Source organism: Caballeronia sp. LZ001 (assembly GCF_031450875.1).
Taxonomy (GTDB): domain Bacteria; phylum Pseudomonadota; class Gammaproteobacteria; order Burkholderiales; family Burkholderiaceae; genus Caballeronia.
Genome location: NZ_JARTVX010000004.1, coordinates 5162086 through 5184764, shown reverse-complemented (window position 1 = coordinate 5184764; position 22679 = coordinate 5162086). Strand labels below are relative to the sequence as shown.

Below are 22679 nucleotides of genomic sequence, written 5' to 3'. Positions count from 1 at the left end.
TGCGGGGCGACTGACCCGACCTCACACATCGCACATGACGTCGAAAGGCCTCATGTCGTCGCACACCTCGTCGCGGTGCGCATACAAAACCGCTGCCTGCTGCACGTTTGTTACCGGCCCGAGATACGGATCGAAATAGCCAAGCAGCCGCCCTGCCATCGAGAAAAACAGGTGCACCACGCGCGGCGCATCGCCGACTCGAACGTCGCCAACCATGGCGCGCACGTGAATGAGAGGCATCACCTCCGGCACCGTCAGTTCCGTAACGCGCGGCGCAGTAGCACCAATACCCGTTGATCCGCTATTCATCTGGATCCCCTCACACGGAAACTCGTGACAGCGCGTATCTGCTGCGCGCGTGGTCCCTCCAGTGCTGCCAGCCGCTGCACTTCATCGCGCGCGCGATGGCGGGCCATGCTTTGCGCATTGCTCGCGCGGATCACGCGCTGAATTGCGATCCTCTCTTCGTTCTGCCAGTTAGTACTGCTATTGATGTTCATTGCTTGAATTTCCAAAGATACCAACGCCTTAAGGCGCCAGCGATGTCAGAATGGCGTCAAAACTAGGATTGGGGGTTATGCGTCGCGCCCTTGCTTCGGGATGTGCTTGATCGCGCGATCCAAATAAGCCGAACACCAGTCCAGCCGTGTACGGGCGGCGTTTGCTTCCCACTTCGCCGCGAGAGCAGCCGTGATCTGCTCGGGAGTCGCGCCTGCGCGCTCCGCACAGTCGAACCCGCGCGAAATCATGTCGATCCATTCACTCACGTCGTCAGGTGCCGGTCCGACCTCCCTCAATTCCACGCGGCTGTGATCGCAGATGCCAGCGGCACGACTACCGAGGCGGGACGTGTTAGCGCCGTTCACGACCGTATCCGGCAAAGAGGGCATTGCGGCGTAATCGTTCACGACTCGCGGACGCCTTTCCATGTCGAACGCGCGACGCAACACATCACTGCGCGCACGGAAGCGCACCGGATCCTCAGTCGAGGTTTCGGCGACGCCATCCTGATGATTTGTGATGTTCCAAAACGAAGTCTGATGCCATGACAACAATCGCGAAACGTTCGCGATCATGACGTGCGCCCGATGAAGTTCCCGGCATAGCGTTGAAGCGTCAGCGTCCTTAATCACTGCCCCGCGCGCTTGGGCGCGCACAACCCCGCCTCCTTCCTCGATCACAGCGGCGTGATAGTTCGCCGCTCCCCACATACGCTTCTGGTCGAAAGTCACAACACCGAGCGCATTGCGGATGATGATGTCCGCGGCGCGCAACTCGTCGCGCAGTTCATTGACGATCGGATTCACGCCTCACCTCTCGACTCATCTAGCTTTCGCCCCGGCGGGCGTTTCCGAGCATACTTTCGCGCATACATCCGCGCCCTTCGCGGAGGACGCAGGAAGATGCTCCATACTCTCCGCTCGCGAATCAACAGGAGCGACGCATAGAAAGCTGTCTTATATCGAACGTTGAACTGGCCTCGTTCGATTCTAAGATTGTCGACGGCCTCAACCTCAAAACGGTCACCAAGTTCACCCGCGGCTACCCCATGCAAATCGGAATCCACAATCGCGCCGGGACGCTGTACCGGAGTATGTGTCTGGAAGGCAGGATTGAATGGCTCGGAATCTTGCAATGATGTTTCGATAATGGATATAGTTCTCACCTGCCGATCGGTTGAGTGGTTATCGTCCTGCGTCATAATGTCGCTCCGTTTCATAGGGTAAGCGGTTGGAGGGAACGCAAAGCCAAGCGCCGACAGCCGCTAGTACACGTCCGATTCCCTAATTGCGCGGATCGTGTGACTATGGGTGTCAAAGAAGTTTCGGTAGCGTCCGACTACCGCATACGCCTGAAGCTCAAAAGCGCTCAAAAAGATTTTTATTCCGCTTACAGAGCTCTTCATTCCAAAGGCGCTTACTTCTTTCGGAACCGGTTGACTGCGGCAAACGGCAGCGAGCCGAGCCCTTGTATTTTGATGGCTTAGTAATTGGCTTCGTATGGCCTGTGACTTAGGACAGGCGATGTTTTGACGTTGATCAAAAGGAGGAAAAGCACCATGGAAAGTCGCTTGATAGCCGACTCGCTTGTGGCAGCATTTGATCCCTCGGTCGTCGCTGGCCTCGACCTTTACACAGTCCATCAGTGGAGCATCCAGCCAAAAATGCAGATTGCTCTTCGAAATGAGTCGAGAAGCATCTATCGAACAATCGGCGTTGACGGCATGGTCAGGTGGATGAACGCGCTTGATTGGTTCATCGAGAGGGGGTTCGTCGATGAGATCGGGCCCTATGGCGAGAGGTGGGGCAATTACGATGCTATCTTCACTCGAAGACGTTGATTTCTCAATAAATTCTCCGAGTTGCCCCTCTTCGCACGCATAGGCATGCGAGCAGGTTGACGAATTTTGGTAATCAACTGCACAATCTCGACTTTTACGCATCTACCGCTCTCCATGTGAGCTTGGCCTTCATCGCCAAAACCGAATTGGGTTGGCAAAGCTGCTTTGCGGCTAATGCCTGCCATCGCTCTGGCTCTAGCCGGTTCCGTTGAAATGCCAATCTATTCTCTAATCAAACAAGCGTCGAAGAACGCTAAATATGTTCTCGATAAATATCCTTATGGCGGGCCGAACCCAGATGCATTGAACGAACTTATAAACGCTGTAGAACCGTTGCGACAGATGTCGAACGGCGCATGGGATGCCGCCGAGTCGCTACTCTGCGAAGCGGAGTATTTCTACTCTGGTTACTGCGCCGAAGTCCGTCATCAGACTTACCGTAGCTGGGCGAGTAGACGATCCCGTGACGACATGTATCGAGATGTCATCCGGATGCGCCTTGAAGCCATCAAGTACTTGAGCATTCTTTGATCTGTGCATCGTCAAAACCTCCGCGTTGATAGCGATACTATCGAAGTGTTGACGCCCGTATGTTCGGACGTGGACCGCCCCGACCTCGCGCAGATTGGCGACATAAACTCGACTCTCACATACAGTTAGCTGTATTACCGATATTCCTTGTTCAATCTCAGAGTAGTATCGGCTTCTCAAAGCTACCGCGAATCGATAAAAAATGTTTATCGGAGACGAAGATGCCTACCTACACACTAATAAAACAGGCTTCGAAGAACGCCCAACATGTCCTTGAAAAATATCCAGACCCGGGGCCAAACTGCGCCGCATTGAAAGAACTTGAGACGGCGATCGAGCCGCTTCGGAAAATTCCGAGCTGTGCCTGGGACACTGCTGCGATGCTTTTAGCGGAAGCGCGCTTTTACTATTCGACCCACACCTCCGAAATTCGTAACAGGTCGTGGCGTGTCAGGATCTGTCATGAGTCTCACGACGAAATGTACCTTGCCGTTCTGCGAATTCGGCTGGAGGCCATCAAGCATCTGAGCGGATATTGAACTCACAGAGCGTCCGTGCTTATGACCTTCCAAGTGTGGTGTCGCACCACAGAAATGGAACCAAGCCATGCGGTTTTCAAAACGGTTTGCCGACGAGCGATCTCTCACAGCTGTCGCTGATGCTAAGCGCGACATTTTTTGTGAAGTGGCGCGCTCGGATTTCGATCGTCGGAAATCTGAAAGCGGTGCGCGAATGTCGACAAAAATTTCATGGGCAAGGCCGGACCCTTCTAATGCATGGTCGTGTAGAACTGCTGAGCACGTCATTTGATCCCCCTGCTAACCCCTATGTACCTTCGTCGCGAAGTCGCCCGGCGCGCTGGGTAATGATCCCAGGAACCGGCGGGGTTGAGGTCCGGTGCCGGGCGACATGCGAAGAATAGTTCGACCCAGTCGAACATGTCAAGCCCTATCGAACGTTCGACCATTGCGAACGTTGCCGGCGGTCGAGCGTTCGGATAGTCTTGACGCTGGGTTGAATTTCTTAGGGGTCTACTGATGAAAACTACGATTGAATGGCTCGACGATGTGAAAAGCGAGTTAAAACTACCGTCTGATTACGCAGCAGCCAAAGCACTCGGCGTAACTCGTTCAACTGTCAGCGCTTATCGAAACGGAAAATCGACTTTTGACGAAGATACCTGCTTCCGGGTCGCCGAGATCCTGGGCGTAAGAGCATTTGAAGTCGTTGCGTCAACCCATGTAGAGCGCGCGCGTGATGATCGCCATCGCGACTTCTGGATGGATGCCTTGGAAAAATTTTCCAGGGGTTTTCGGTGGCTGGCGGTACCCGCTAACGCTTGTCGGGCTTGGCCCCTACAGGTGTAACGCCAGCTTCAGTTAGCAAAACTCTTTATCTTATGTAAACTCAAAGATTAGACACAGCAACCACGACCCCAACATCACCCCATTTCCTCCGCCCGCCTCAAAAGAAACGCCTGCTCCCGAGCATTCCTGGTCAACGCGGCCGCACGCGCGAACTCCTCGCGCGCTTCGTCTTTGCGTCCCAACTTCGCCAGCAAATCCGCACGCACACTTGGCAACCAGGGATAAGTCCTGAGCGCTGGCTCGTTACGCAAATCATCAACGATATCGAGCGCAGCCTGCGGCCCATAAGCCATGCTCACCGCGACCGCGCGATTCAGTCCGACTACCGGCGTGGGCGCCGTTTGCATGAGCGCGTCGTATAACGCGACGATCATCAGCCAGTCAGTCGCGTCGGCGCTCGGTGCGCGCGCGTGACACGCGGCAAGCGCCGCCTGTAGCGCATACACGCCGCGCGCGCCGCCCAAGGTCTCCGAGCGCTGCAAGGCCGTCAGCCCGCGACGAATCAAAAGCGGGTCCCAGCGGCTGCGGTCCTGATCGGGCAGCAAAATCGGCCGTCCTTGGGCATCGACACGCGCCTTCGTGCGCGACGCCTGAATCTCCATCAACGCGACGAGGCCGTGAACTTCGCTCTCCGTGGGCATCAGCTCGGCGAGAATGCGTCCGAGACGCAGTGCGTCTTCACAGAGCGCGGGGCGCATCCAGTCGTCGCCGGCGGTCGCTGAATAACCTTCATTGAAAATTAAATAGATGACTTCGAGCACCGACGCAAGCCGCGCCGCCCGCGCGTCCGCCTGCGGCACCTCGAACGGCACGCGCGCCGCCGTCAGCGTGCGCTTCGCGCGCACGATCCGCTGCGCGATGGTCGGCTCCGGCACCAGAAACGCGCGCGCGATTTCATCGGTCGTCAAGCCGCCGAGCAGGCGCAACGTCAGCGCGGCGCGGGCATCGACGGAAAGAACGGGATGACACGCCGTGAAAATCAGCCGAAGAAGGTCGTCGCCGATGTCGTCTTCGCGGGCCGCGTCGAGGGCATCGACGAAATCGGGCGTGATGTGCATCTCCTGGGCGTCGAGATCGCGGCCCAGTTCCTCGTGCTTGCGCGCGTGCAGCGTGTGCTGCCGCAGCCGGTCGAGCGCCTTGTTCTTCGCTGTCGTCATGAGCCACGCTCCCGGCTTGTCCGGCACGCCCGCATCGGTCCAATGCTCGAGCGCCGCGACGAACGCGTCCTGCGCGAGTTCCTCGGCAAGCGCGACGTCGCGCACCACGCGGGCCACGCTCGCAATCACTTTCGCCGATTCCATTCGCCAGACCGCGTCGATAGTCTTGCGCGTCGCGATCGACTGCGCCGCCCGCCCGGCGTCCGAACGCTCGCTCACGCCGCTTCCGGATTCATATGCACGAGTTCCCAGATGTGACCGTCCAGATCCTCGAAGCCGTGGCCATACATGAAGCCGTGATCCTGCGGTTCGCGCGGCGCCCGCCCGCCCGCTTTCAACGCCTTCGCGACGAGCTCGTCCACTTCCGCCCTGCTCTCGCACGAAAGACACACGAGCGTTTCGGTGGCCTCGTGCGGATCGACGATCGCCTTTGCGGTGAAGGTCTGGAAGAACTTCTCGACGAGCAGCATCGCGAAGATGTTTTCGCCGATAACGAGGCACGCGGCGTCGTCATTGGTAAAAGCCGGGTTGAACGAGAGGCCGAGTTCCTTGAAGAAGGTCATCGAGCGCTTCAGATCGCGCACGGGCAAGTTGACGAAAATCTGTTGATGCATGGCGTAAGGCTCCGACGCGAATGGAAAGACGAGCGAAATTGCCGGCTTCATTGGGACGACGTTCGACGCGCCCGCCGATCGACAGGAAATCACCCGGGAGCAGCGAAACTCGCCTCAGAGATAGCACGGCCCGACTTTGCGGACCTCGATCGTGCACCACGCGGCCGCCGGGCACGTTGCGGCAATTTCAACTGCTTCGGCGTGCGTTTCGCAATCGAGCAGGAAAAATCCGCCGATCATTTCTTTTGCCTCGGCGAACGGTCCGTCGATGATTCTCGCGTCATCCGCCGATGCCCGCGAAACCCGCGACGCATCCTTGAGCGAAGTCAGCGACTCGCATGCGCGCAAAACGCCACGCGCTTTCAGGCCGTCGGCGAACTCTCCCATCTGCCGATACGCCTCGCGCCCCTCTTCTGGCGTGCGTTGGCTGCGTTGCTCCACGGGCTCGATCACAAGTAGCAGATAAACCACATCCACCTCCACGAAAAGTTTTTTAGCGTCGCTCAAGTTAAACCGTCGTGGCGCTATCGGCAAGGCTGGCGTGGGTTTGCCATGCGAAATCAAGCAAAAATCTATCCTCATACGTAACATTTTGTTACTCAGTATTACTCAACGCCATTCGATCCAGCGAGTAGTATTTGCTTCCGACGAGTCGGAAATGTCTTAGAAACGAGCAATAGTTACCTTTTATCGATTTCTTCTCATCATTAGTTCCAGCAGACCACCCGCTTTTCGTCACCCTTCTATCTCGCGATATCGAGCGATATAGCAAACGTTTGCGCGTTCAACCGTTCGTGTAGCAAAAGCGGGAAGCGTGCATGTCGAAGCCGGTCGGATGGCGTATCAGAACCCAGCCCGCCTGTCGAAAACCAGATGCTTTTTGCATCGCTGGGCGTAATCGAAATGAACGCCTGGTTTTATCTGCGCTTATGCGTTTTGAATCGATGACCAAAAGTCCTTTCCTGCTTTCGACGCTCGTTCTCGCTCTTGCCGGTTGCGGCGGCAGCGACGGCGGTTCTCCCGCCTCCACGAGCGCGGCTAGCGCCGGCCCCGCCGGCGTGGCAAACGCCTCCGCCGCCTCCGGCTCCGAAGCCGATGCCACCGAACAAGCGGTTGCCAAGGCTGCCTCGAATCTGCGTCTGACGTGTGCTTCGCCGGCGGTGTCGTCGGCATCGGCCGGCAACGGCAAGATTACCGTCGATACCCCCGGGGGCGACGGTTCGCGCATGTTCGCGATCAACGCCAAGTTCAAGGTCGCCGTCACCACGCGCGCCGGCAGCGCCGATACGCTCAAGTGGACTATCGCCGATGCGCTCGGCAAGACGGTCGCGAGCGGCAGTTTCGCGGTGCCTTCCGTTGCAACGACCACCCTCACCTGCTCGTCCACGCTCGCCGGCTACTTTGCCGTGTCCGCGACGCTCGCCAATGGCGGCGGTCAGGTGCAAACCTCAGGCACGCGTCCGAATGGCTTCGCGAGCTTCGGCGTGACGCCGGATCTGAGCGGCACGATTCCGGCCGTGACCTACACGAAGCAGGAACAACATCGCTTCGGCATGCAAGGCTTCAACGACAACGGCGTCATGCTGTCGGCGCTCGGCATTTCCTCGACTATCGACGATCGTCAGATGTCGGTGATGGAACCGAACGGCCGCAACACCTTCAACCCAAGCGCGAACAACCTCGATCCGTTCTACACGTCGGGCAAGGTCATGCGTCTCGTGCGGCTCGACGGCATTCCCGGCTGGGCAAGCGGTCACGGCCTGAGCCCGGACTACGGCTATGCGCCGGCCGATCTCGGCTACTTCTCGAACTACCTGTCGCGCGTCGGTCAGGAAACGGAGGCGATTCGCCAGAAGTACTATCCGACGATGTCGTCGAACTACTATCAGGTGACGTGGGAGCCGTACATCCTGTGGAAAGACACGGATGCCAACTTCGTCGCGCTCTACAAGGCCGCGTATCAGGGCCTGCATGCGAAAGATCCGCACGCCGTCGTGATGGGCCCGGCCGAGCCGTTCCCGTCGCTGACGACGGATCGCCTCAAGCGCCTCGCGCCCTTGGGTTACGCGCAATATATCGACGGCATCGCGACGCACGGTTATTACGATGCGGGCACGTCGCCCTCGCATCCGCCGGAGCGTCATCACACGGACCCGGACCCCGCCGATGCCGCGAATTCGCTGCTCAACGAGATGCGCAACCTGCGCGCGGAGATGGCGAAGGAATACAAGCCGAACATGAAGCTGTTCGTGACGGAAACGGGTATCAGCTATGACATCGGTTCGAGCTATGGCCCGAACTATCCGTCGCCGAACATTCTGTACGCACAGGGCGCGGTGGTGGCGCGTACGCATATCATCATGCTCGGCGAAGGCGCGGATCAAACCTATGTCTTCTTCGGCCCGGACTTCCCGGGCGAACCTGGCTACGGCACGTTCTTCGACCTCGACAATCCGCAAGCGGCATTCGGCACGACCAACATCAGCCCGAAGCCGGCCGCGATGCAAGTCGCCACGATGACCCGCGTGCTCGACGGCACGGTGACGCTCGGTCCGGTCAAGAACCTGCCGGCCGGCGTGTACGCCTATCAATTCCAGCAGCTTGGCAGCGGCAAGATCATCACCGCGTTGTGGACGCATAACAATGCAGTGTGGCCCGCGGCCGACGGCACCTTCAGTTCGAGCTACAACACCTCGTACAAGCTGCAGGTAGGTGTGCCGGGCACGGCGGGCACGGTGGCGTTGATCGATCCGATGGGCAACGTGTCGAGCGCGCCGTACAACAACGGCGGCATCACGCTCACGCTAACCGAGTCGCCGCGTTATATCGTGTCGACGCTGGCGGACATCGCGAAGAACAATACTACGAAGCCGCTGGGTTATAGCGGCAACTAAGCGCGATCGAGATACTCGAACGAAGACAACCCGTACCGTGGCAACGCGGTCCGGGTTTTTTATGACTTTGAAAATCCTGTCTCGATATTGACAGCGCGCCTGGTTCCAACTGATACTCCATTCCATGCACGCAGACCTCGTCCTCGCCATCGCCGCGATTAAAAACCCAATGAACGCCATTAAGCATGGCGGGTCATCGGGAGAACGTGTGCGCTAGCAGCCAAGGCTCAAGCAGACAAGTTGGTTCCGAAGGCCCCGCCGAAAGACGGGGCCTTTTGTTTGATGCGTGCTGGCCTTCCGTCTTCGGCTCACGACATGGAGAGCGAGATGGAAGAAGGTTCGGAAGTGCTACAACGCGGCGTGTTGCACGGCGTGGCAGCGGGCAAGCTGGATGCGAGCGGCGCACGCGTGGTGGTGTATGTCGAAGTCGCGCCGCATCAGACGGTGTCGTGGCGTCTTGCACGCGATGCCGACTTGCGTATCGCCGATGCATCCGTGTGGCTCACGCGTCATCAGGATCCCTACGATTACTGGATGAAGCCCGGCGATATCGTGCGCCTGAAGCGCGGCGAACGCGTATGGTTGTCGTCGGAGAGCGAGCACGCGGTCGAGGTATCGCTGACGTCGTATCGCAAGAATAAGGCGCGCACTTGGGCGCGGATTCTCGCGCGCTTCATGCCGCGCGCCGCGAACGCGACCAGCTTCTGAGCGTGCGCTCAAGACGGGCGCTCAAGGCAGGCATTCAAGGCAAGACACAGCGAAAGTTCGCCGCGACATTGATGCTGCCCTTACCCAGGTAACGCGGATAGCCGGGGTAACGGCAGATCGGCCGCGTGCGTCCGTTGGTGGCCGGCGCAATGTCGCTGCCGATGAGCGTCTCGGGCGCCGTGCCATTCGTGACCCACTCGTCGAGCGCGCCCAGTTCGTCCCATGCGGGAATGAACACGCCGTTGCCATGCTGAAAACCCGGCACCATGTAAAGCCGCATGAAGGAATCGACGCTGTCTTGGCCGTACTTTTCGATGAGCCCGTTGAAGAACGCGATGGTCTGGTTCGGGCTGATGACTTCGTCGGAGAGTCCGTGCATTGCAATCAGCTTGCCGCCGTGCGCGATGAATGCCGCGAAGTCCGGGTTCATCGCGCCGACCGTGTAGGCGAGCGTGATGAGCCGTTGCTTGTAGCGCGCGGGATCGTTCAGGTCGAAATTGAGCGAGTTGAACGAGAGATCGCGCGTGACGAAGTGGCGGATATACGCGTCGCCTTGCGCGAAGAGATAGCCATTGGCGCCGAAGGTTGGCGGCGAAAGCAGCGTGGGTGAATCGCCGAGACCGAGCGTGCCGGAGAAATCGACGCCCTGAAACACGTTGTAGCCCGGATAAGTATCGACGTTATACGCGAGCGGATACGGCAGCTTCAGGCCATCGCGCAGGAGTTCGAGCGTCTCGATCTGCACGTCGGAAAGACAACTGTCGCGCAGTGAAGGCCGCTGCCCGTTCGCGCAGCGCAACGACGCGATGATCTGCGGCTCGAGCTTCCGGCAAGCTTCCACATTGCCGACGATGCCATCGGCCGCGCCGTCGAGCTTGTCGCATTCATGCACGACCGTTTCGAACAACCGCCGCTGCTGCGCGAGGCCGACGAATCCGCCGGGCTTGGCATAGGACGCCTGCCCGACTTTCACGCCCATCAGCCGCACGCCCGAGAAGTTGATAGCCGGCGCATTGGCGATCACGCCGTCGTAATCGTTCGGAAAGCGTTCGATGACCGTGAAGCCTTCGCGTCCGCCGGTCGAGCCGCCCGCGAAGTACGTCTTCTCGGGCGAACGTCCATAGCCCATCTGGATGAGCGCGAGCGCGACATCGCGGGTCTTCTTGAGATGCGCGAAGCCGAAGTTGACGATGGCTTCGTCGTTCACGGCGAAGTCCGCGCGCCCCGCGTTGCCCGAGTGCCCCGAGTCGGAGCCGAAGGTCGCATAGCCGCGCGCGAGCGGCGTCGAGTCGGGCGCGAAAGGCATGGGTTCGGTGCCGGAGACGAGCGTGCCGTTATAGCCGCCGCCGCCCATCTGCAACGCGCGGCCGTTCCATCGGCTTGGCAGATTCACTTCGAAGCGGATGTCGGGCGTGTTGTCCTGGATTGCCCGGATGATGCCCGTGACGCGGCAATACTCGCCGTTGCGATTGCCCGGCGCGGCGGCCTTCGTCACGGACGCGCTCTCGATCAGCGCGCCGCGCGTCGGCAGACCGATGATCGATGCGGGCACCGTCTTGCCACCGAGGTCTTCGCAATGCTTCGTGAGATACGTGGCGGCATGCGCGCCCGCAAACGGCAAGGCGAGCGCCAAGAAGACGAGCAACTGCCGCCATGTCCTCATGGACCGGCCCGCGAGACAGCTAGATGAAAGACAGCGAAGACGTGACACGAGATGGGTTGGCCGCTTCGAACGCCGCTCAATATATAAGAAGCGATCGGCGAAGGCCAATCGCACCGGCTGCACGTTGTTGCGGCACAACCGCCGCACATCTCGCGCCTGCCCTCTTTCGCTTCTGGTCGAAGCGTTCATTCGCCGTCCCATTCGCCGCGCAGGTCGCTGCTTTCGAGCAACTGAAGCAGGGTCTCGGCGGGCCGGCTCAGATGTTTCGCGCCGAACGCGATGAACTCCACCTCCGGCAATCCCGGCAACGCTTCGCGATTCACAGGCGGCGCGAGTCCGCGTCCCGCCAGAAAATGCGAACGCACCGTGAGCCCGAGTCCGCCGCGCGCCGCCGCGATGCAGCCCGCATGGCTGCTGCTCGTGCAGACGGTTTGCCAGCTCGCGCCGGCCATGGCGAGCGCATCGAGTACCACAGCGCGCGTCACGCTCGGCTCGGCGACCAAGATGAGCGGCAAGGGCTGAGTCGTATCGACGATGGCGCCTGGCTTTGCAAGCCACTCCAGTCGGCCGCTGAACAGCCGCGTGCCGCGCGCATCGCCGATACGGCGCTTGCCGACGGCAAGATCGAGTTCGCCAGCATCGACGAGTTGATACAGCCGTCCCGTCATGCCGATGGTGATCTCCAGTTCGACATCCGGATGCGTGTCGCGAAAGGCGGCAAGCACGCTCGGCAGCGGCCCGAGCGCCAGATCGTCCGATGAACCGAGCCGCACGCGTCCGCGCAGCCGCGGCGAACTGAACTGCGATTGCGCATGCGCCATCGCTTCGAGAATCACGCGGGCGTGAACGAGCATGGCTTCTCCGTCGGCCGTGAGCGCGAGAGAATGGGTATCGCGCACGAGGAGCCTTCGTCCGACGCTTTCTTCGAGGCGTCGAATGTGCTCGGAGACGCTCGACTGGCGCAGACCGAGCTGACGGCCGGCGTCGGTAAAGCTGTGCGACGTGGCCACGGTCGCGAAGGTGGTCAGCCACACGGGATTCAGCATGCGGCATTGTGATCGGAAATCACGATCACAGTCAATGCGGTTAGCGGTCTTCCCGATAGCGCGCGGAGTCATTAACATTTCGCAATGCGCGCTGACGGGCTTTTCACTGGCCTTTCGTCAGGCTTTCGCGGCGCGCCGCTCCTGCCACTTCGCCCCTCAAATGAACAAACTGTCATCGCACACGGCTCTACTCTGGATCGTCGCCGTGGGCTTCTTCATGCAGGCGCTGGACACGACCATCGTCAATACGGCGCTGCCGTCCATCGCCCGCGATCTGCACGCGGCGCCGCTCGCGATGCAGTCCATCGTTGTCGCCTACACGCTCACGATGGCGCTTTTCACGCCCGCTTCGGGCTGGCTCGCCGACCGCTTCGGCACGCGGCGCGTGTACTTCGTCGCGATCACGTTGTTCGTGATCGGCTCGCTTGCCTGCGCGAGCGCCCACACGCTCGATCAACTCGTCATGGCGCGCGTGCTGCAAGGCATCGGCGGGTCGATGTTGCTGCCAATCGGCCGCCTTGCCATTCTTCGCACGATGACGGGCGAAGCCTACGTGTCCGCGCTCGCGATGATTTCGGTTGCCGGACAGGTCGGCCCTATTCTCGGTCCGACGCTCGGCGGCTGGTTCGTTCAGTCGTTCACGTGGCACTGGATCTTTCTGATCAACGTGCCGATCGGCGCGGTCGGCCTTTATGCCGTGCGGCGCTTTCTTCCCGACGACGCCATCAGGAACGCGCCGCCTTTCGATTTCGTCGGTTGCGGGCTCTTGTCCCTGTGCATGGTGGCGTTTTCGTTGGCGCTGGATAGTCCGGTGCAAACGCATCGCGGGCTCGTGTCGGCGGCGCTGTTCGTCGTGGCCGCCGTCTCGGCCTTCGCGTATATCCCGTATGCGCGCAGAAAGCGCAATCCGCTCTTTCATCTCGCGCTCTTTCGCGAGCCGAACTTCAGCGTCGGGCTGATCGGCAATCTGGTTTGCCGGATCGGGTCGAGCGCGGTGCCGTTCTTGTTGCCGCTTCTCATGCAGCTCGAACTCGGTTACGGCCCGCTGCATTCCGGCTTGATGATGCTGCCTATCGCGTTCGCGGGCACCTTGTCGAAGCGCTGGATCGCGGGCCTCGTCAAGCGCTACGGCTACGACAATTTTCTGCTGGTGAATACGGCGCTGGTGGGCGCGTCGATCATCGGCTTTGCGTTGTTTTCGCCGTCGCTGCCGCTCGTCGTGGAGATCGTCATTCTCGCGCTCTTCGGCGCCTGCAATTCGATGCAGTTCGCGGCGATGAACAGCGTCACGCTCAAGGGCCTTTCCATCAAGGATGCGGGCAGCGGCAACAGCCTCTTCTCGATGGTGCAGATGCTTGCGATCGGGCTTGGCGTGTCGATCGGCGGGTCGCTCGTGCAGGTGTTCGAGCATCAGTTCGGCTCGGGCGCGATCGGTTTCAGACTGAGCTTCCTGTGCATGGGCGTGGTGACGTTGCTATCGGGTCTCGTGTTCAGACGGCTCGACAACGCGCCGCGCGCCGCCGCGCCCGCGCCTGCCGCGCGCTGATATCGGCGTGCGTCCGGGTAGCCCCGAGCGCGCGGCACGCATAAAGACTATCCTGTCGATCGCTATTCAACCTCGGGAGCGCAATCGTGCAATATCGCAAATTCGGCAGCACCGGTCTCACCGTCTCGCGTCTCACCCTCGGCACGATGACCTTCGGTTTGCAGACGGAGGAAGACGCGTCGTTCGCCATCATGGATCGCGCGGCCGAGGCGGGCGTCAATTTCATCGACACCGCCAACGTTTATCCGCTTGGCGCGACGAACGACCTCGCGGGCCGCACCGAGGAAATCGTCGGACGCTGGTTGAAGGGCCGGCGGCATCAATACATTCTCGCCACCAAGGCCGTGCACGCGATGGGGCCGCTTACATGGGATCAGGGCGCATCGCGCAAGCATCTGCTCGATGCAATCGATGCGTCGTTGAAGCGTCTTGGCACCGACTACGTCGATCTCTATCAACTGCATAACGACGATCGCGACACGCCGCTCGACGAGATGCTCGAAGCGCTCGATACCATCGTGAAAAGCGGCAAGGCACGCTATGTCGGGGTATCGAATTTTCTGGCGTACAGGCTCGCACGTGCGCTAGGTCGCGCCGATGTACTGCGCACCGCCCGCTTCGTTTCCGTTCAGCCGCGTTATAACCTGCTGTTTCGCCAGATCGAGCGTGAACTGCTGCCGCTGACGGTGGAAGAGGGGCTCGCCGTGATTCCGTATAACCCGCTCGCGGGTGGCTTGCTGACTGGCAAGCACAAGCACGACGCCGCGCCTTCGGACGGACGCTTTACCGCGACGGTCGGCAAGGCGGGAGAAATGTATCAGCAGCGCTACTGGCATGAGCGCGAGTTCCAGACCATCGAAAAGCTGAAAGATGTGGCGAAGGAAAACGGCCGGTCGCTTGCGAGCACATCGCTTGCATGGGTGCTGGCGAATCCGGCGGTGACCTCGGCGATCATCGGTGCAAGCCGCGTCGAACAGCTCGACGAGACGCTCGCGACAGTGGAGCAGCCGATCGATACCGAACTCAAGGCGAAGCTCGACGATCTGACGGTGGAGTACCGATGGGGTGACGCGTTGCGTTGATCACCCTCGCCCCGGCCGCGCCCGATACAAGCCTTCGAGCGAATAAATCGCCAACGCCGCCCAGATCGCGCCATAGCCGATCAGACGGTCATGCCCGAACGCCTCCTGATAAATCACCACGCCGATGAGCAACTGCAGCGTCGGCGTGATGTACTGAATCAGGCCGAGCATCGACAAGGGAATGCGCCGCGCGCCGGCCGCGAACAACAGCAACGGCACGGCGGTGATCGGCCCGGCCGCCGCGAGAAGCACCTCGATGCCCACGGACGCATCCAGGAAACCGCTATGTCCGTTCGCGCCGAGCACGAATAAATAAAGCAGCGCGACAGGACACAGCAACATGGTTTCGAGCGTGAGCCCTTCGAGCGCGCCGAGCTTCGCCGTCTTGCGCAACAACCCGTAGCCGCCGAAAGTCAACGCGAGCGCGAGACTGATCCAGGGCGGCGCGCCGTTCACCCAGGTGAGCCACAGCACGCCGAGCGCGGCGATGACAACGGAGAACCATTGCATCGGCCGTAACCGCTCGTGCAGGAAGGCCATTCCGAACAGCACGTTGACGAGCGGATTGATGAAGTAGCCAAGACTTGCCTCGACGATTCGCCCGTCATTTACCGCCCAGATGTAAATGCCCCAGTTCGTCGATAGCAACACGGCGCTCGCCGCGAAGCGCGCAAGCAGACGTTTGTCGCGCAGCACCGGGCCGAGCCAGCGCCACTGACGCCGCACCGTCAGGACGATGAAGAGGAAGATCAGCGACCAGGCCATGCGGTGCGCAAGCATCTCTAGCGCGCTAATCGAATGCAACGCCTTGAAGTAGATCGGAAACAGGCCCCAAAGCGCGAAGGCCGCGAATGCGTAGACGACACCAGGATTCATTGTTGGATACGTAAAGCGCACCGTGCCACGCACGTGGAACGCGCATTGCTCTTGCATCCGGCTCGATTGAGACCGGAAGCGGTCCGCAAGGAATGAAAGCCGGATTTTAGTCGAGAGCGGTGTCAATGGTTGAACGCTGACCGAAGCGCCGGTCGAAACAGCGCTCCAACGCAGTGCACGAATGACGTCGGCAGCCGCGTGCTAGCATGCGCGAACTCGAGCGGCGCTGCCCGCTCCCCTTCCGCTTAACCGGTCCCAATGAATAATCAGTCCGTCCATCAAAGCTTCTTTCATATCCTGTTGTTCGTCGTCACGCTCGCGCTTGCGTGGGTGCTGCTGCCCTTCTTCGGCGCGATCTTCTGGGGCGCGATTCTCGCTATCCTGTTTCAGCCAATGCAGCGCTGGCTCACCGTGCGCTTCGGCAAGCGGCGCAACCTCGCCGCGCTGACGACGTTGGCTGCGGCGATTCTCATCGTCATCATCCCGTTGGCCGTGGTGGCCGTGACGCTCGTGCAGGAAATCGCGCTTGTCTACGCGCGCATCAAGAGCGGCGACCTGAATTTCGGAGTGTACTTTCAGCACGTGCTGCATGCGCTGCCGACTTCGGTGCAGCAGATGCTCGGGCGCTACGGTCTCGACGATATCCCTGGCATCCAGCGTCGACTCATGGAAGGCGCGGCGCAGATCAGCCAGTTCGCGGCGGCGCAGGCGTTGTCCATTGGCCAGAACACGTTCCAGTTCGTCGTGAGCTTCGGCGTCATGCTGTATCTGGTGTTTTTCCTGCTGCGCGATGGCGGCGAGATCGGCCGGCGCATCCGTCGCGCCTTGCCGCTCGATCCGGCGCCGAAGCAGCATCTGATCGCGAAGTTCACGACCGTCGTGCGTGCGACGGTCAAGGGCAATATCGCGGTCGCCGCCGCGCAGGGTTTGCTGGGCGGGCTCATCTTCTGGATTCTCGGCATCAACGGCTCGCTCTTGTGGGGCGTGCTGATGGCGTTTCTCTCGCTCCTGCCCGCGGTCGGCGCGGCGCTGGTCTGGGCGCCCGCGGCGATCTACTTCTTCGCGACCGGCCAGATCTGGCAAGGGCTCGTGCTGGTTGGATTCTGCGTGGTCGTGATCGGTCTCGTGGATAACGTCCTGCGCCCGATTCTCGTCGGCAAGGACACGAAGATGCCTGACTGGGTCGTGCTCATTTCGACGCTCGGCGGCATGGCGCTTTTCGGCATCAACGGCTTCGTGATCGGGCCGCTGGTTGCAGCGCTCTTCATGGCAAGCTGGGACATCTTCACGCAAGACGAGGAAGGCAAGGAAATCTGAAGCCTGCTTCGGACAAGAAAAAAAAAGGGCTCCGCGAGGAGCCGTTTTTCTTTAAAGCTACCGATCAGCGCGCGTGATTCGGCGGCGTGTACCGACAGTCGAAGCGCTTTCTCACCGTGCCATTTTCATCGACGCTCTCCAGATAAACGTCGAACTGCCACAAGCGCGCCATGTGCTTGAGCACTTCGTCGCTGTCGTTCGACAGATGCCGGTTGTCCGTCATGAAGTGGCGCAGCGTGAGACTGCGGTCGCCGCGCGTGTTCACCGAATAGACCTGAATGTTCGGCTCGCGATGATGTATGTCGTATTGGCGCGACAACGCCTGCCGCACATAGCGATAACCGCTGCCGTCGTGAATGGCCGAGACTTCGAGCGAATCGCGCATGTCGTCGTCGAGAATCGAGAAGAGGCGCATTTCCCGGATCAGATGCGGCGACAAATACTGCGCGATAAAGCTCTCGTCCTTGAAGTTGCGCATGGCGTAGTGCAGCGATTCGAGCCAGTCGCTGCCCGCGAGTTCGGGGAACCACTCGCGATCTTCATCCGTCGGGCTTTCGCAAATGCGGCGAATGTCGCTCATCATCGAAAAGCCGAGCGCGTACGGATTGATGCCGCTGTAATACGGCTTCGTCACGGGCGGCTGATACACCACGTTGCTGTGCGAATGCAGGAACTCCATCATGAAGCCGTCTTCGAGCCGGCCTTCGTTATAGAGCGTGTTGAGCAGCGTGTAGTGCCAGAACGTGGCCCAGCCTTCGTTCATCACCTGCGTCTGCCGCTGCGGATAAAAATACTGCCCGACCTTGCGAACGATACGAATGACTTCGCGCTCCCACGGTTCGAGCAGCGGCGCGTTCTTTTCCGCGAAGTACAGCAAGTTCTCCTGCGGCTCCGGCGGATAACGGCTTTCGATTTCCTCGGCGGACTGTGCCTTGCGATTCGGCAAGGTGCGCCAGAGTTCGTTGACTTGCGACTGCAGATATTGCTCGCGTTCACGCCGCATCGCGGCTTCCTTCGCAAGCGAAAGTTTCTGCGGGCGCTTGTAGCGATCAACGCCGTAATTCATCAGCGCATGGCAGGAATCGAGCAGTTCCTCGACGCGATCCAGCCCGAAGCGCTCCTCGCATTCGGCGATGTAATTCTTCGCATACACGAGATAGTCGATGATCGCGTGCGCGTCGGTCCACAGCCGAAAGAGGTAATTGCCCTTGAAGAAGGAGTTGTGCCCATAGGCCGCGTGCGCGATGACGAGCGCCTGCATCGTCATCGTGTTCTCTTCCATGAGGTACGCAATGCATGGGTTCGAATTGATGACGATCTCATACGCGAGACCCATCTGCCCGCGCCGATAGCTCTTCTCGGTCGACAAGAAGTGCTTGCCGAAGGACCAGTGCCGATAATTCACCGGCATGCCGACGGAGGCATAAGCATCCATCATCTGTTCGGCGCTGATGATTTCGAGCTGAATGGGATAGACGTCGAGCCCGTATCGGTTGGCGACGCGCGATATCTCGGCGTCATATTCCTCGATCATCTCGACGGTCCAGTCGGACGGGCACGGCAGCGGCCGCTTTTCTGCAACATTCATCCTGCCTTCCTTGTGCGTCTCCTCGGACGCCTTGTCTTCGACTACATCCTTGTCTGCTTCCTTCCCTTCTTCCAGTTCCAACGTCGATGCAACCGCACGATCGTCCGTGCCATCCGGTCGAGCCTTGCGCGCTTCCTTCTGCACATTCCGTTTCGTCATGCAGCCGCCTGTTGCTTTTCGAAGAGTTCGCGGAACACGGGGTAGATGTCCGCGGCGGAGTCCACCTTCTTCATGGCCAGTTCAGGCGCGCCGAGCGCAAGTTGCGCATATTCCACCCACAGATTTTGCTCTTCTGGCGCAACTTGAATATAGGCGAAATAACGTACCTTCGGCAGGATGTCGTCCGAAAGGAGCTTGCGGCACTTGGGGGAATCGTCGGTCCAGTTGTCGCCGTCCGATGCTTGCGCGCCGTAAATGTTCCATTCTGTCGGCGAATAACGCTCGTCCATGATTTTCTTCATGAGTTCGAGCGCGCTCGACACCACGGTGCCGCCGCTTTCGGTCGAATGGAAGAAAGTGTCTTCGTCCACTTCCTCGGCTCGCGTGTGATGGCGGATGAACACCACTTCGATTTTCTCGTAGTTCCGCTGCAGGAACAGGTAAAGGAGAATGAAGAAGCGCTTGGACAAGTCCTTGCGCTGCTCGTCCATGGAGCCGGAAACGTCCATCAGACAGAACATGACCGCCTTGCTCGACGGCGTGGGCTGCTTGACGCGATTCACATATCGCAGATCGAATGGGTCGATGAATGGGATACGCGTGATCCGGCCCTGCAGGATCACGATGTCCGCTTCCAATCGCGCGATGTCTTCGGGATCGGCGTTATCGCTCTTGAGTGCTTCGAGCTGACGTTCCATCTCGCGCAGTTGCGCGGTGAGCGGCATGCCGAGCGCGATACGCCGCCCGAGCGCGCTCCTCAGCGAACGCACCACGTCGATGTTATTCGGCGTACCTTCCGCCGCCCAGCCCGCACGCACGTTCTTCCACGTGGGCACCGCGAGCAGTTGCGTCTTCACGAGACGCGGCAGTTCGAGATCGTCGAAGAAGTACTGCATGAATTCTTCGCGCGACAGTTCGAACACGAAGTCGTCCTGGCCCTCGCCTTCGTTGCTCGCGCTTTTGCCGCCGCCGCCCGAACCGCCTTGCGGACGCGGAATCTTGTCGCCGCGAATATAGTCGGCGTTGCCCGGATGAACATACTCGCGCTTGCCGCCCGGTCCATGACGGAACGAGGGCTCGGCGATATCCTTCTTGGGGATGGTGATGCTCTGAGTGCTCTGAATATCCTTGATGCTGCGATCGCGCACCGCGTCCGAAACCGCGCGGCGAATGTAGTTCTTGACGCGTCGCAGAAAGCGCTCGCGATTGGCGATGCTCTTGTTCTTACCAGCTAACCTGCGGTCGATGATCTGGTGCAGCACATTCAGTCTCCCGCGTTGATGGCGAGGATGCGAGGCGCTGCGCGAGCCTTGGGCGTGCCGCGAAGGGCATGCCAGCGTCTCTCTCTCGCAAAGTGCCCGCTTTGCCGCTCAGGAAGTCACACCTTGCGGCGCAAACTTCGGTCCCGAGCGGCGCGGACCTACATTACAGCATGCGTCCTGCTTACGACGACTTGCGCACGCGCAGATACCAGTCGCAGAGCAGCCGGACCTGCTTCGGCGTATAGCCCTTCGCGACCATGCGATTGACGAAGTCTTCATGCTTGCGTTGCTCTTCGGCCGAACCTTTCGCATTGAACGATATGACCGGCAGAAGTTCTTCGGTGTTCGAGAACATTTTCTTCTCGATCACCACCCGCAGCTTCTCATAACTGATCCACGCCGGGTTTTTGCCGCCATTGGCCGCCCGCGCACGCAACACGAAGTTCACGATCTCGTTGCGGAAATCCTTCGGGTTGCTGATGCCTGCCGGCTTTTCGATCTTTTCCAGTTCCGCATTGAGCGAGGCACGGTCGAAACTCTCACCGGTATCGTGATCGCGGAACTCCTGGTCCTGAATCCAGAAGTCGGCATACGTCACGTAACGGTCGAAGATGTTCTGTCCATACTCCGAATACGATTCCAGATAAGCGGTCTGAATTTCCTTGCCGATGAATTCGGCGTAGCGCGAAGCCAGTACGTCCTTGATGAACGACAGATACTTCTGCTCCGTCTCCGGCGGAAACTGTTCGCGCTCGATCTGCTGTTCAAGCACGTACATGAGATGCACCGGATTCGCCGCGACTTCCGACGAGTCGAAGTTGAAGACGCGCGACAAGATCTTGAACGCGAAGCGCGTGGACACGCCTGTCATGCCTTCGTCCACACCGGCAAAGTCGCGGTACTCCTGATACGACTTCGCCTTCGGGTCCGTGTCCTTGAGGTTCTCGCCGTCGTACACCTGCATCTTCGAAAAGAGGCTGGAGTTTTCAGGTTCAGCCAAGCGCGTGAGCACGGCCATCTGCGCCATCATCTTGAGCGTGCCTGGCGCGCATACCGCCTCGGCCAGCGACGAGTTACGCAGAAGCTTTTCGTAGATCTTGACCTCTTCGCCGTAGCGCAGGCAATACGGCACCTTCACGACGAAAATACGATCGAGCAGTGCCTCGTTGTTCTTGTTGTTGCGGAACGCCTTCCATTCCGACTCGTTCGAGTGAGCGAGAATCACGCCGTCGAAAGGGATCGCGCCGAAGCCTTCCGTGCCCTTGAAGTTGCCTTCCTGCGTAGCCGTCAACAACGGGTGCAACACCTTGATCGGCGCCTTGAACATTTCGACGAATTCGAGCATGCCCTGATTGGCGAGGCACAGGCCACCCGAATAGCTGTATGCGTCCGCGTCGTCTTGCGAATAGGTTTCGAGTTTGCGGATATCCACCTTGCCGACGAGCGAGGAGATGTCCTGATTGTTCTCGTCGCCAGGCTCGGTCTTGGCAATGCCGATCTGACGAAGAATGGAAGGATAGCGACGCACCACGCGGAATTTGCGGATGTCGCCGTTGTACTCGTGCAGGCGCTTCACGGCCCACGGAGACAAAATGCTCTTGAGATAGCGGCGCGGAATGCCGTATTGCTCCTCGAGCACGGGACCATCTTCGTCGTAATCGAAGAGGCCAAGCGGTGATTCGTTGACGGGCGAGCCCTTGATCGAATAGAACGGGACGCGCTCGGCAAGCTGCTTCAAACGTTCGGCGATCGACGACTTGCCGCCGCCCACCGGACCCAGCAGATACAGGATCTGCTTCTTCTCTTCCAGACCCTGCGCCGCGTGCCGGAAATACGACACGACGTTCTCGATCACTTCCTCCATTCCGTAGAACTCACGGAATGCCGGATACACCTTGATGACCTTGTTCGCAAACACACGCGAAAGCCGCGGGTCGAGTCTCGTGTCGACGAACTCGGGTTCCCCGATGGCCGTCAACATACGTTCGCCCGCTGTTGCATATGTGGCAGGATCTTCCTTGCAGAGCGCGAGATACTCTTCGAGCGAGAATTCCTCCTCGCGGGTTTTTTCGAAGCGGGTCGCGAAACTGCTGTAGATATCCATGCTACCTCCTCGCCGAAGTCAGAAAGCTATGCCGTGCGCAACGCGCGTAATCGAAACGACATCGCTTGAATTCATCCTAAACCCTTTCGAATTTTTTTTCACGCACTTGCGAAGCTATCCATCTGAGAAGAAGTGCTAGCTACACGAATTATTTTCGGTGCCCTACAATCCTCATCCCAATCTCCTCTTTTGCACATGGTCTTGCGCGGCGTTCTCGCCGCCTGTACGCATGACCGCGCTTTTGTCACTCTCACCCTGCCTTCATCCGCCAGCATCGTTGGGCGCCGTACGCTGTTGTTTCCATCTCATGACTCATACGTGCGCGCATGCATGTCAGATGCAATAACGCGGGTTACGCGGCTGTCGTGACAATAACCGCGCGTGGCGTGTGGACTCTATGAACGCGTGGTGCGACGTGACATGA

The 22679-nt window shown here is 59.7% G+C and carries 21 protein-coding genes; 8 read left to right on the top strand and 13 right to left on the bottom strand.

Going from position 1 to position 22679, the window contains the following annotated elements; translation table 11 throughout:
• Window positions 1–21 precede the first annotated feature (21 nt).
• The 4 genes from P9292_RS35340 to P9292_RS35325 form a co-directional block, all read right to left on the bottom strand.
• Window positions 22–309 (bottom strand): hypothetical protein, encoded by a 288-nt coding sequence (locus P9292_RS35340; RefSeq protein WP_309842877.1) that lies wholly within the window; start codon window positions 307–309, stop codon window positions 22–24.
• On the bottom strand, window positions 306–500 hold the full coding sequence (locus P9292_RS35335) for a hypothetical protein (RefSeq protein ID WP_309842875.1): 195 nt from the start codon (window positions 498–500) through the stop codon (window positions 306–308). The genes P9292_RS35340 and P9292_RS35335 overlap by 4 nt, the downstream gene beginning before the upstream one ends.
• A gap of 75 nt (window positions 501–575) precedes the next feature.
• Window positions 576–1307 carry a dATP/dGTP pyrophosphohydrolase domain-containing protein gene (locus tag P9292_RS35330; protein WP_309936227.1) on the bottom strand — a complete coding sequence of 244 codons (732 nt, stop codon included), beginning with the start codon at window positions 1305–1307 and terminating at the stop codon, window positions 576–578.
• 458 nt (window positions 1308–1765) lie between these two features.
• The gene (locus P9292_RS35325) at window positions 1766–2443 is read right to left on the bottom strand and encodes a hypothetical protein (RefSeq protein ID WP_309842868.1); all 678 of its coding nucleotides are present in this window, start codon (window positions 2441–2443) and stop codon (window positions 1766–1768) included.
• Window positions 2444–2515: 72 nt separating this feature from the next.
• Here P9292_RS35325 and P9292_RS35320 point away from each other — a divergent pair, with 72 nt between their 5' ends.
• From P9292_RS35320 to P9292_RS35310, 3 genes are all read left to right on the top strand, one after another.
• Window positions 2516–2872 (top strand): hypothetical protein, encoded by a 357-nt coding sequence (locus tag P9292_RS35320; protein WP_309842865.1) that lies wholly within the window; start codon window positions 2516–2518, stop codon window positions 2870–2872.
• Window positions 2873–3093: 221 nt separating this feature from the next.
• Complete coding sequence (locus P9292_RS35315) at window positions 3094–3411, top strand: hypothetical protein (protein WP_309842861.1); 318 nt, start codon at window positions 3094–3096, stop codon at window positions 3409–3411.
• Window positions 3412–3909: 498 nt separating this feature from the next.
• Complete coding sequence (locus tag P9292_RS35310) at window positions 3910–4239, top strand: helix-turn-helix transcriptional regulator (RefSeq protein WP_309842859.1); 330 nt, start codon at window positions 3910–3912, stop codon at window positions 4237–4239.
• A 74-nt stretch (window positions 4240–4313) separates the two neighbouring features.
• Here P9292_RS35310 and P9292_RS35305 read toward each other — a convergent pair whose 3' ends face one another.
• From P9292_RS35305 to P9292_RS35295, 3 genes are all read right to left on the bottom strand, one after another.
• The gene (locus tag P9292_RS35305; protein WP_309964302.1) at window positions 4314–5540 is read right to left on the bottom strand and encodes a sigma-70 family RNA polymerase sigma factor; all 1227 of its coding nucleotides are present in this window, start codon (window positions 5538–5540) and stop codon (window positions 4314–4316) included.
• A 71-nt stretch (window positions 5541–5611) separates the two neighbouring features.
• Entirely contained in the window at window positions 5612–6010 is a 399-nt protein-coding gene (locus P9292_RS35300) for a VOC family protein (protein ID WP_309963747.1), read from the bottom strand.
• A 114-nt stretch (window positions 6011–6124) separates the two neighbouring features.
• Window positions 6125–6481 carry a YciI family protein gene (locus tag P9292_RS35295; RefSeq protein ID WP_309964299.1) on the bottom strand — a complete coding sequence of 119 codons (357 nt, stop codon included), beginning with the start codon at window positions 6479–6481 and terminating at the stop codon, window positions 6125–6127.
• Between the two features lie 473 nt (window positions 6482–6954).
• On the opposite strand from P9292_RS35295, the gene P9292_RS35290 reads away from it, so the two are divergent.
• A complete protein-coding gene (locus tag P9292_RS35290; RefSeq protein ID WP_309963745.1) occupies window positions 6955–8904 on the top strand; it encodes a hypothetical protein in 1950 nt (649 codons plus the stop codon).
• Between the two features lie 327 nt (window positions 8905–9231).
• The gene (locus tag P9292_RS35285; protein WP_244827871.1) at window positions 9232–9612 is read left to right on the top strand and encodes a DUF2917 domain-containing protein; all 381 of its coding nucleotides are present in this window, start codon (window positions 9232–9234) and stop codon (window positions 9610–9612) included.
• A 34-nt stretch (window positions 9613–9646) separates the two neighbouring features.
• Here the strand turns inward: P9292_RS35285 and P9292_RS35280 are convergent, their stop codons facing one another.
• Window positions 9647–11275 carry a tannase/feruloyl esterase family alpha/beta hydrolase gene (locus P9292_RS35280; RefSeq protein ID WP_309963742.1) on the bottom strand — a complete coding sequence of 543 codons (1629 nt, stop codon included), beginning with the start codon at window positions 11273–11275 and terminating at the stop codon, window positions 9647–9649.
• A 185-nt stretch (window positions 11276–11460) separates the two neighbouring features.
• The gene (locus P9292_RS35275; protein ID WP_309963740.1) at window positions 11461–12321 is read right to left on the bottom strand and encodes a LysR family transcriptional regulator; all 861 of its coding nucleotides are present in this window, start codon (window positions 12319–12321) and stop codon (window positions 11461–11463) included.
• Window positions 12322–12412: 91 nt separating this feature from the next.
• Here P9292_RS35275 and P9292_RS35270 point away from each other — a divergent pair, with 91 nt between their 5' ends.
• A complete protein-coding gene (locus tag P9292_RS35270; RefSeq protein WP_309964296.1) occupies window positions 12413–13867 on the top strand; it encodes a DHA2 family efflux MFS transporter permease subunit in 1455 nt (484 codons plus the stop codon).
• An 86-nt stretch (window positions 13868–13953) separates the two neighbouring features.
• Window positions 13954–14949, top strand: a complete 996-nt coding sequence (locus tag P9292_RS35265; RefSeq protein ID WP_309842846.1) for an aldo/keto reductase — start codon at window positions 13954–13956, stop codon at window positions 14947–14949.
• On the opposite strand, the gene rarD is transcribed toward P9292_RS35265, so the two are convergent.
• Complete coding sequence (gene rarD, locus P9292_RS35260; protein WP_250492390.1) at window positions 14950–15825, bottom strand: EamA family transporter RarD; 876 nt, start codon at window positions 15823–15825, stop codon at window positions 14950–14952.
• Between the two features lie 258 nt (window positions 15826–16083).
• Between rarD and P9292_RS35255 the strand changes: the two genes are divergently transcribed.
• Entirely contained in the window at window positions 16084–17142 is a 1059-nt protein-coding gene (locus P9292_RS35255) for an AI-2E family transporter (protein WP_244827876.1), read from the top strand.
• Window positions 17143–17206: 64 nt separating this feature from the next.
• On the opposite strand, the gene P9292_RS35250 is transcribed toward P9292_RS35255, so the two are convergent.
• From P9292_RS35250 to P9292_RS35240, 3 genes are all read right to left on the bottom strand, one after another.
• On the bottom strand, window positions 17207–18730 hold the full coding sequence (locus tag P9292_RS35250) for a SpoVR family protein (protein ID WP_409014977.1): 1524 nt from the start codon (window positions 18728–18730) through the stop codon (window positions 17207–17209).
• Between the two features lie 155 nt (window positions 18731–18885).
• Window positions 18886–20151, bottom strand: coding sequence for a YeaH/YhbH family protein (locus P9292_RS35245; RefSeq protein WP_244827878.1), 1266 nt, complete (start codon window positions 20149–20151; stop codon window positions 18886–18888).
• 181 nt (window positions 20152–20332) lie between these two features.
• Window positions 20333–22255, bottom strand: a complete 1923-nt coding sequence (locus tag P9292_RS35240; protein WP_244827879.1) for a PrkA family serine protein kinase — start codon at window positions 22253–22255, stop codon at window positions 20333–20335.
• Between the last annotated feature and the right edge of the window lie 424 nt (window positions 22256–22679).

Bases quoted from the DNA above. Each gene is read 5' to 3' on its own strand.
- P9292_RS35255 (WP_244827876.1), top strand. From the start codon at position 16,084: ATGAATAATCAGTCCGTCCATCAAAGCTTCTTTCATATCCTGTTGTTC.
- P9292_RS35310 (WP_309842859.1), top strand. From the start codon at position 3,910: ATGAAAACTACGATTGAATGGCTCGACGATGTGAAAAGCGAGTTAAAA.
- P9292_RS35240 (WP_244827879.1), bottom strand. From the start codon at position 22,255: ATGGATATCTACAGCAGTTTCGCGACCCGCTTCGAAAAAACCCGCGAG.
- P9292_RS35315 (WP_309842861.1), top strand. From the start codon at position 3,094: ATGCCTACCTACACACTAATAAAACAGGCTTCGAAGAACGCCCAACAT.
- P9292_RS35275 (WP_309963740.1), bottom strand. From the start codon at position 12,321: ATGCTGAATCCCGTGTGGCTGACCACCTTCGCGACCGTGGCCACGTCG.
- P9292_RS35320 (WP_309842865.1), top strand. From the start codon at position 2,516: ATGCCTGCCATCGCTCTGGCTCTAGCCGGTTCCGTTGAAATGCCAATC.
- P9292_RS35300 (WP_309963747.1), bottom strand. From the start codon at position 6,010: ATGCATCAACAGATTTTCGTCAACTTGCCCGTGCGCGATCTGAAGCGC.
- P9292_RS35285 (WP_244827871.1), top strand. From the start codon at position 9,232: ATGGAAGAAGGTTCGGAAGTGCTACAACGCGGCGTGTTGCACGGCGTG.
- P9292_RS35250 (WP_409014977.1), bottom strand. From the start codon at position 18,730: ATGAATGTTGCAGAAAAGCGGCCGCTGCCGTGCCCGTCCGACTGGACC.
- P9292_RS35280 (WP_309963742.1), bottom strand. From the start codon at position 11,275: ATGAGGACATGGCGGCAGTTGCTCGTCTTCTTGGCGCTCGCCTTGCCG.
- P9292_RS35290 (WP_309963745.1), top strand. From the start codon at position 6,955: ATGACCAAAAGTCCTTTCCTGCTTTCGACGCTCGTTCTCGCTCTTGCC.
- rarD (WP_250492390.1), bottom strand. From the start codon at position 15,825: ATGAATCCTGGTGTCGTCTACGCATTCGCGGCCTTCGCGCTTTGGGGC.
- P9292_RS35335 (WP_309842875.1), bottom strand. From the start codon at position 500: ATGAACATCAATAGCAGTACTAACTGGCAGAACGAAGAGAGGATCGCA.
- P9292_RS35340 (WP_309842877.1), bottom strand. From the start codon at position 309: ATGAATAGCGGATCAACGGGTATTGGTGCTACTGCGCCGCGCGTTACG.
- P9292_RS35305 (WP_309964302.1), bottom strand. From the start codon at position 5,540: ATGGAATCGGCGAAAGTGATTGCGAGCGTGGCCCGCGTGGTGCGCGAC.
- P9292_RS35325 (WP_309842868.1), bottom strand. From the start codon at position 2,443: ATGCGTAAAAGTCGAGATTGTGCAGTTGATTACCAAAATTCGTCAACC.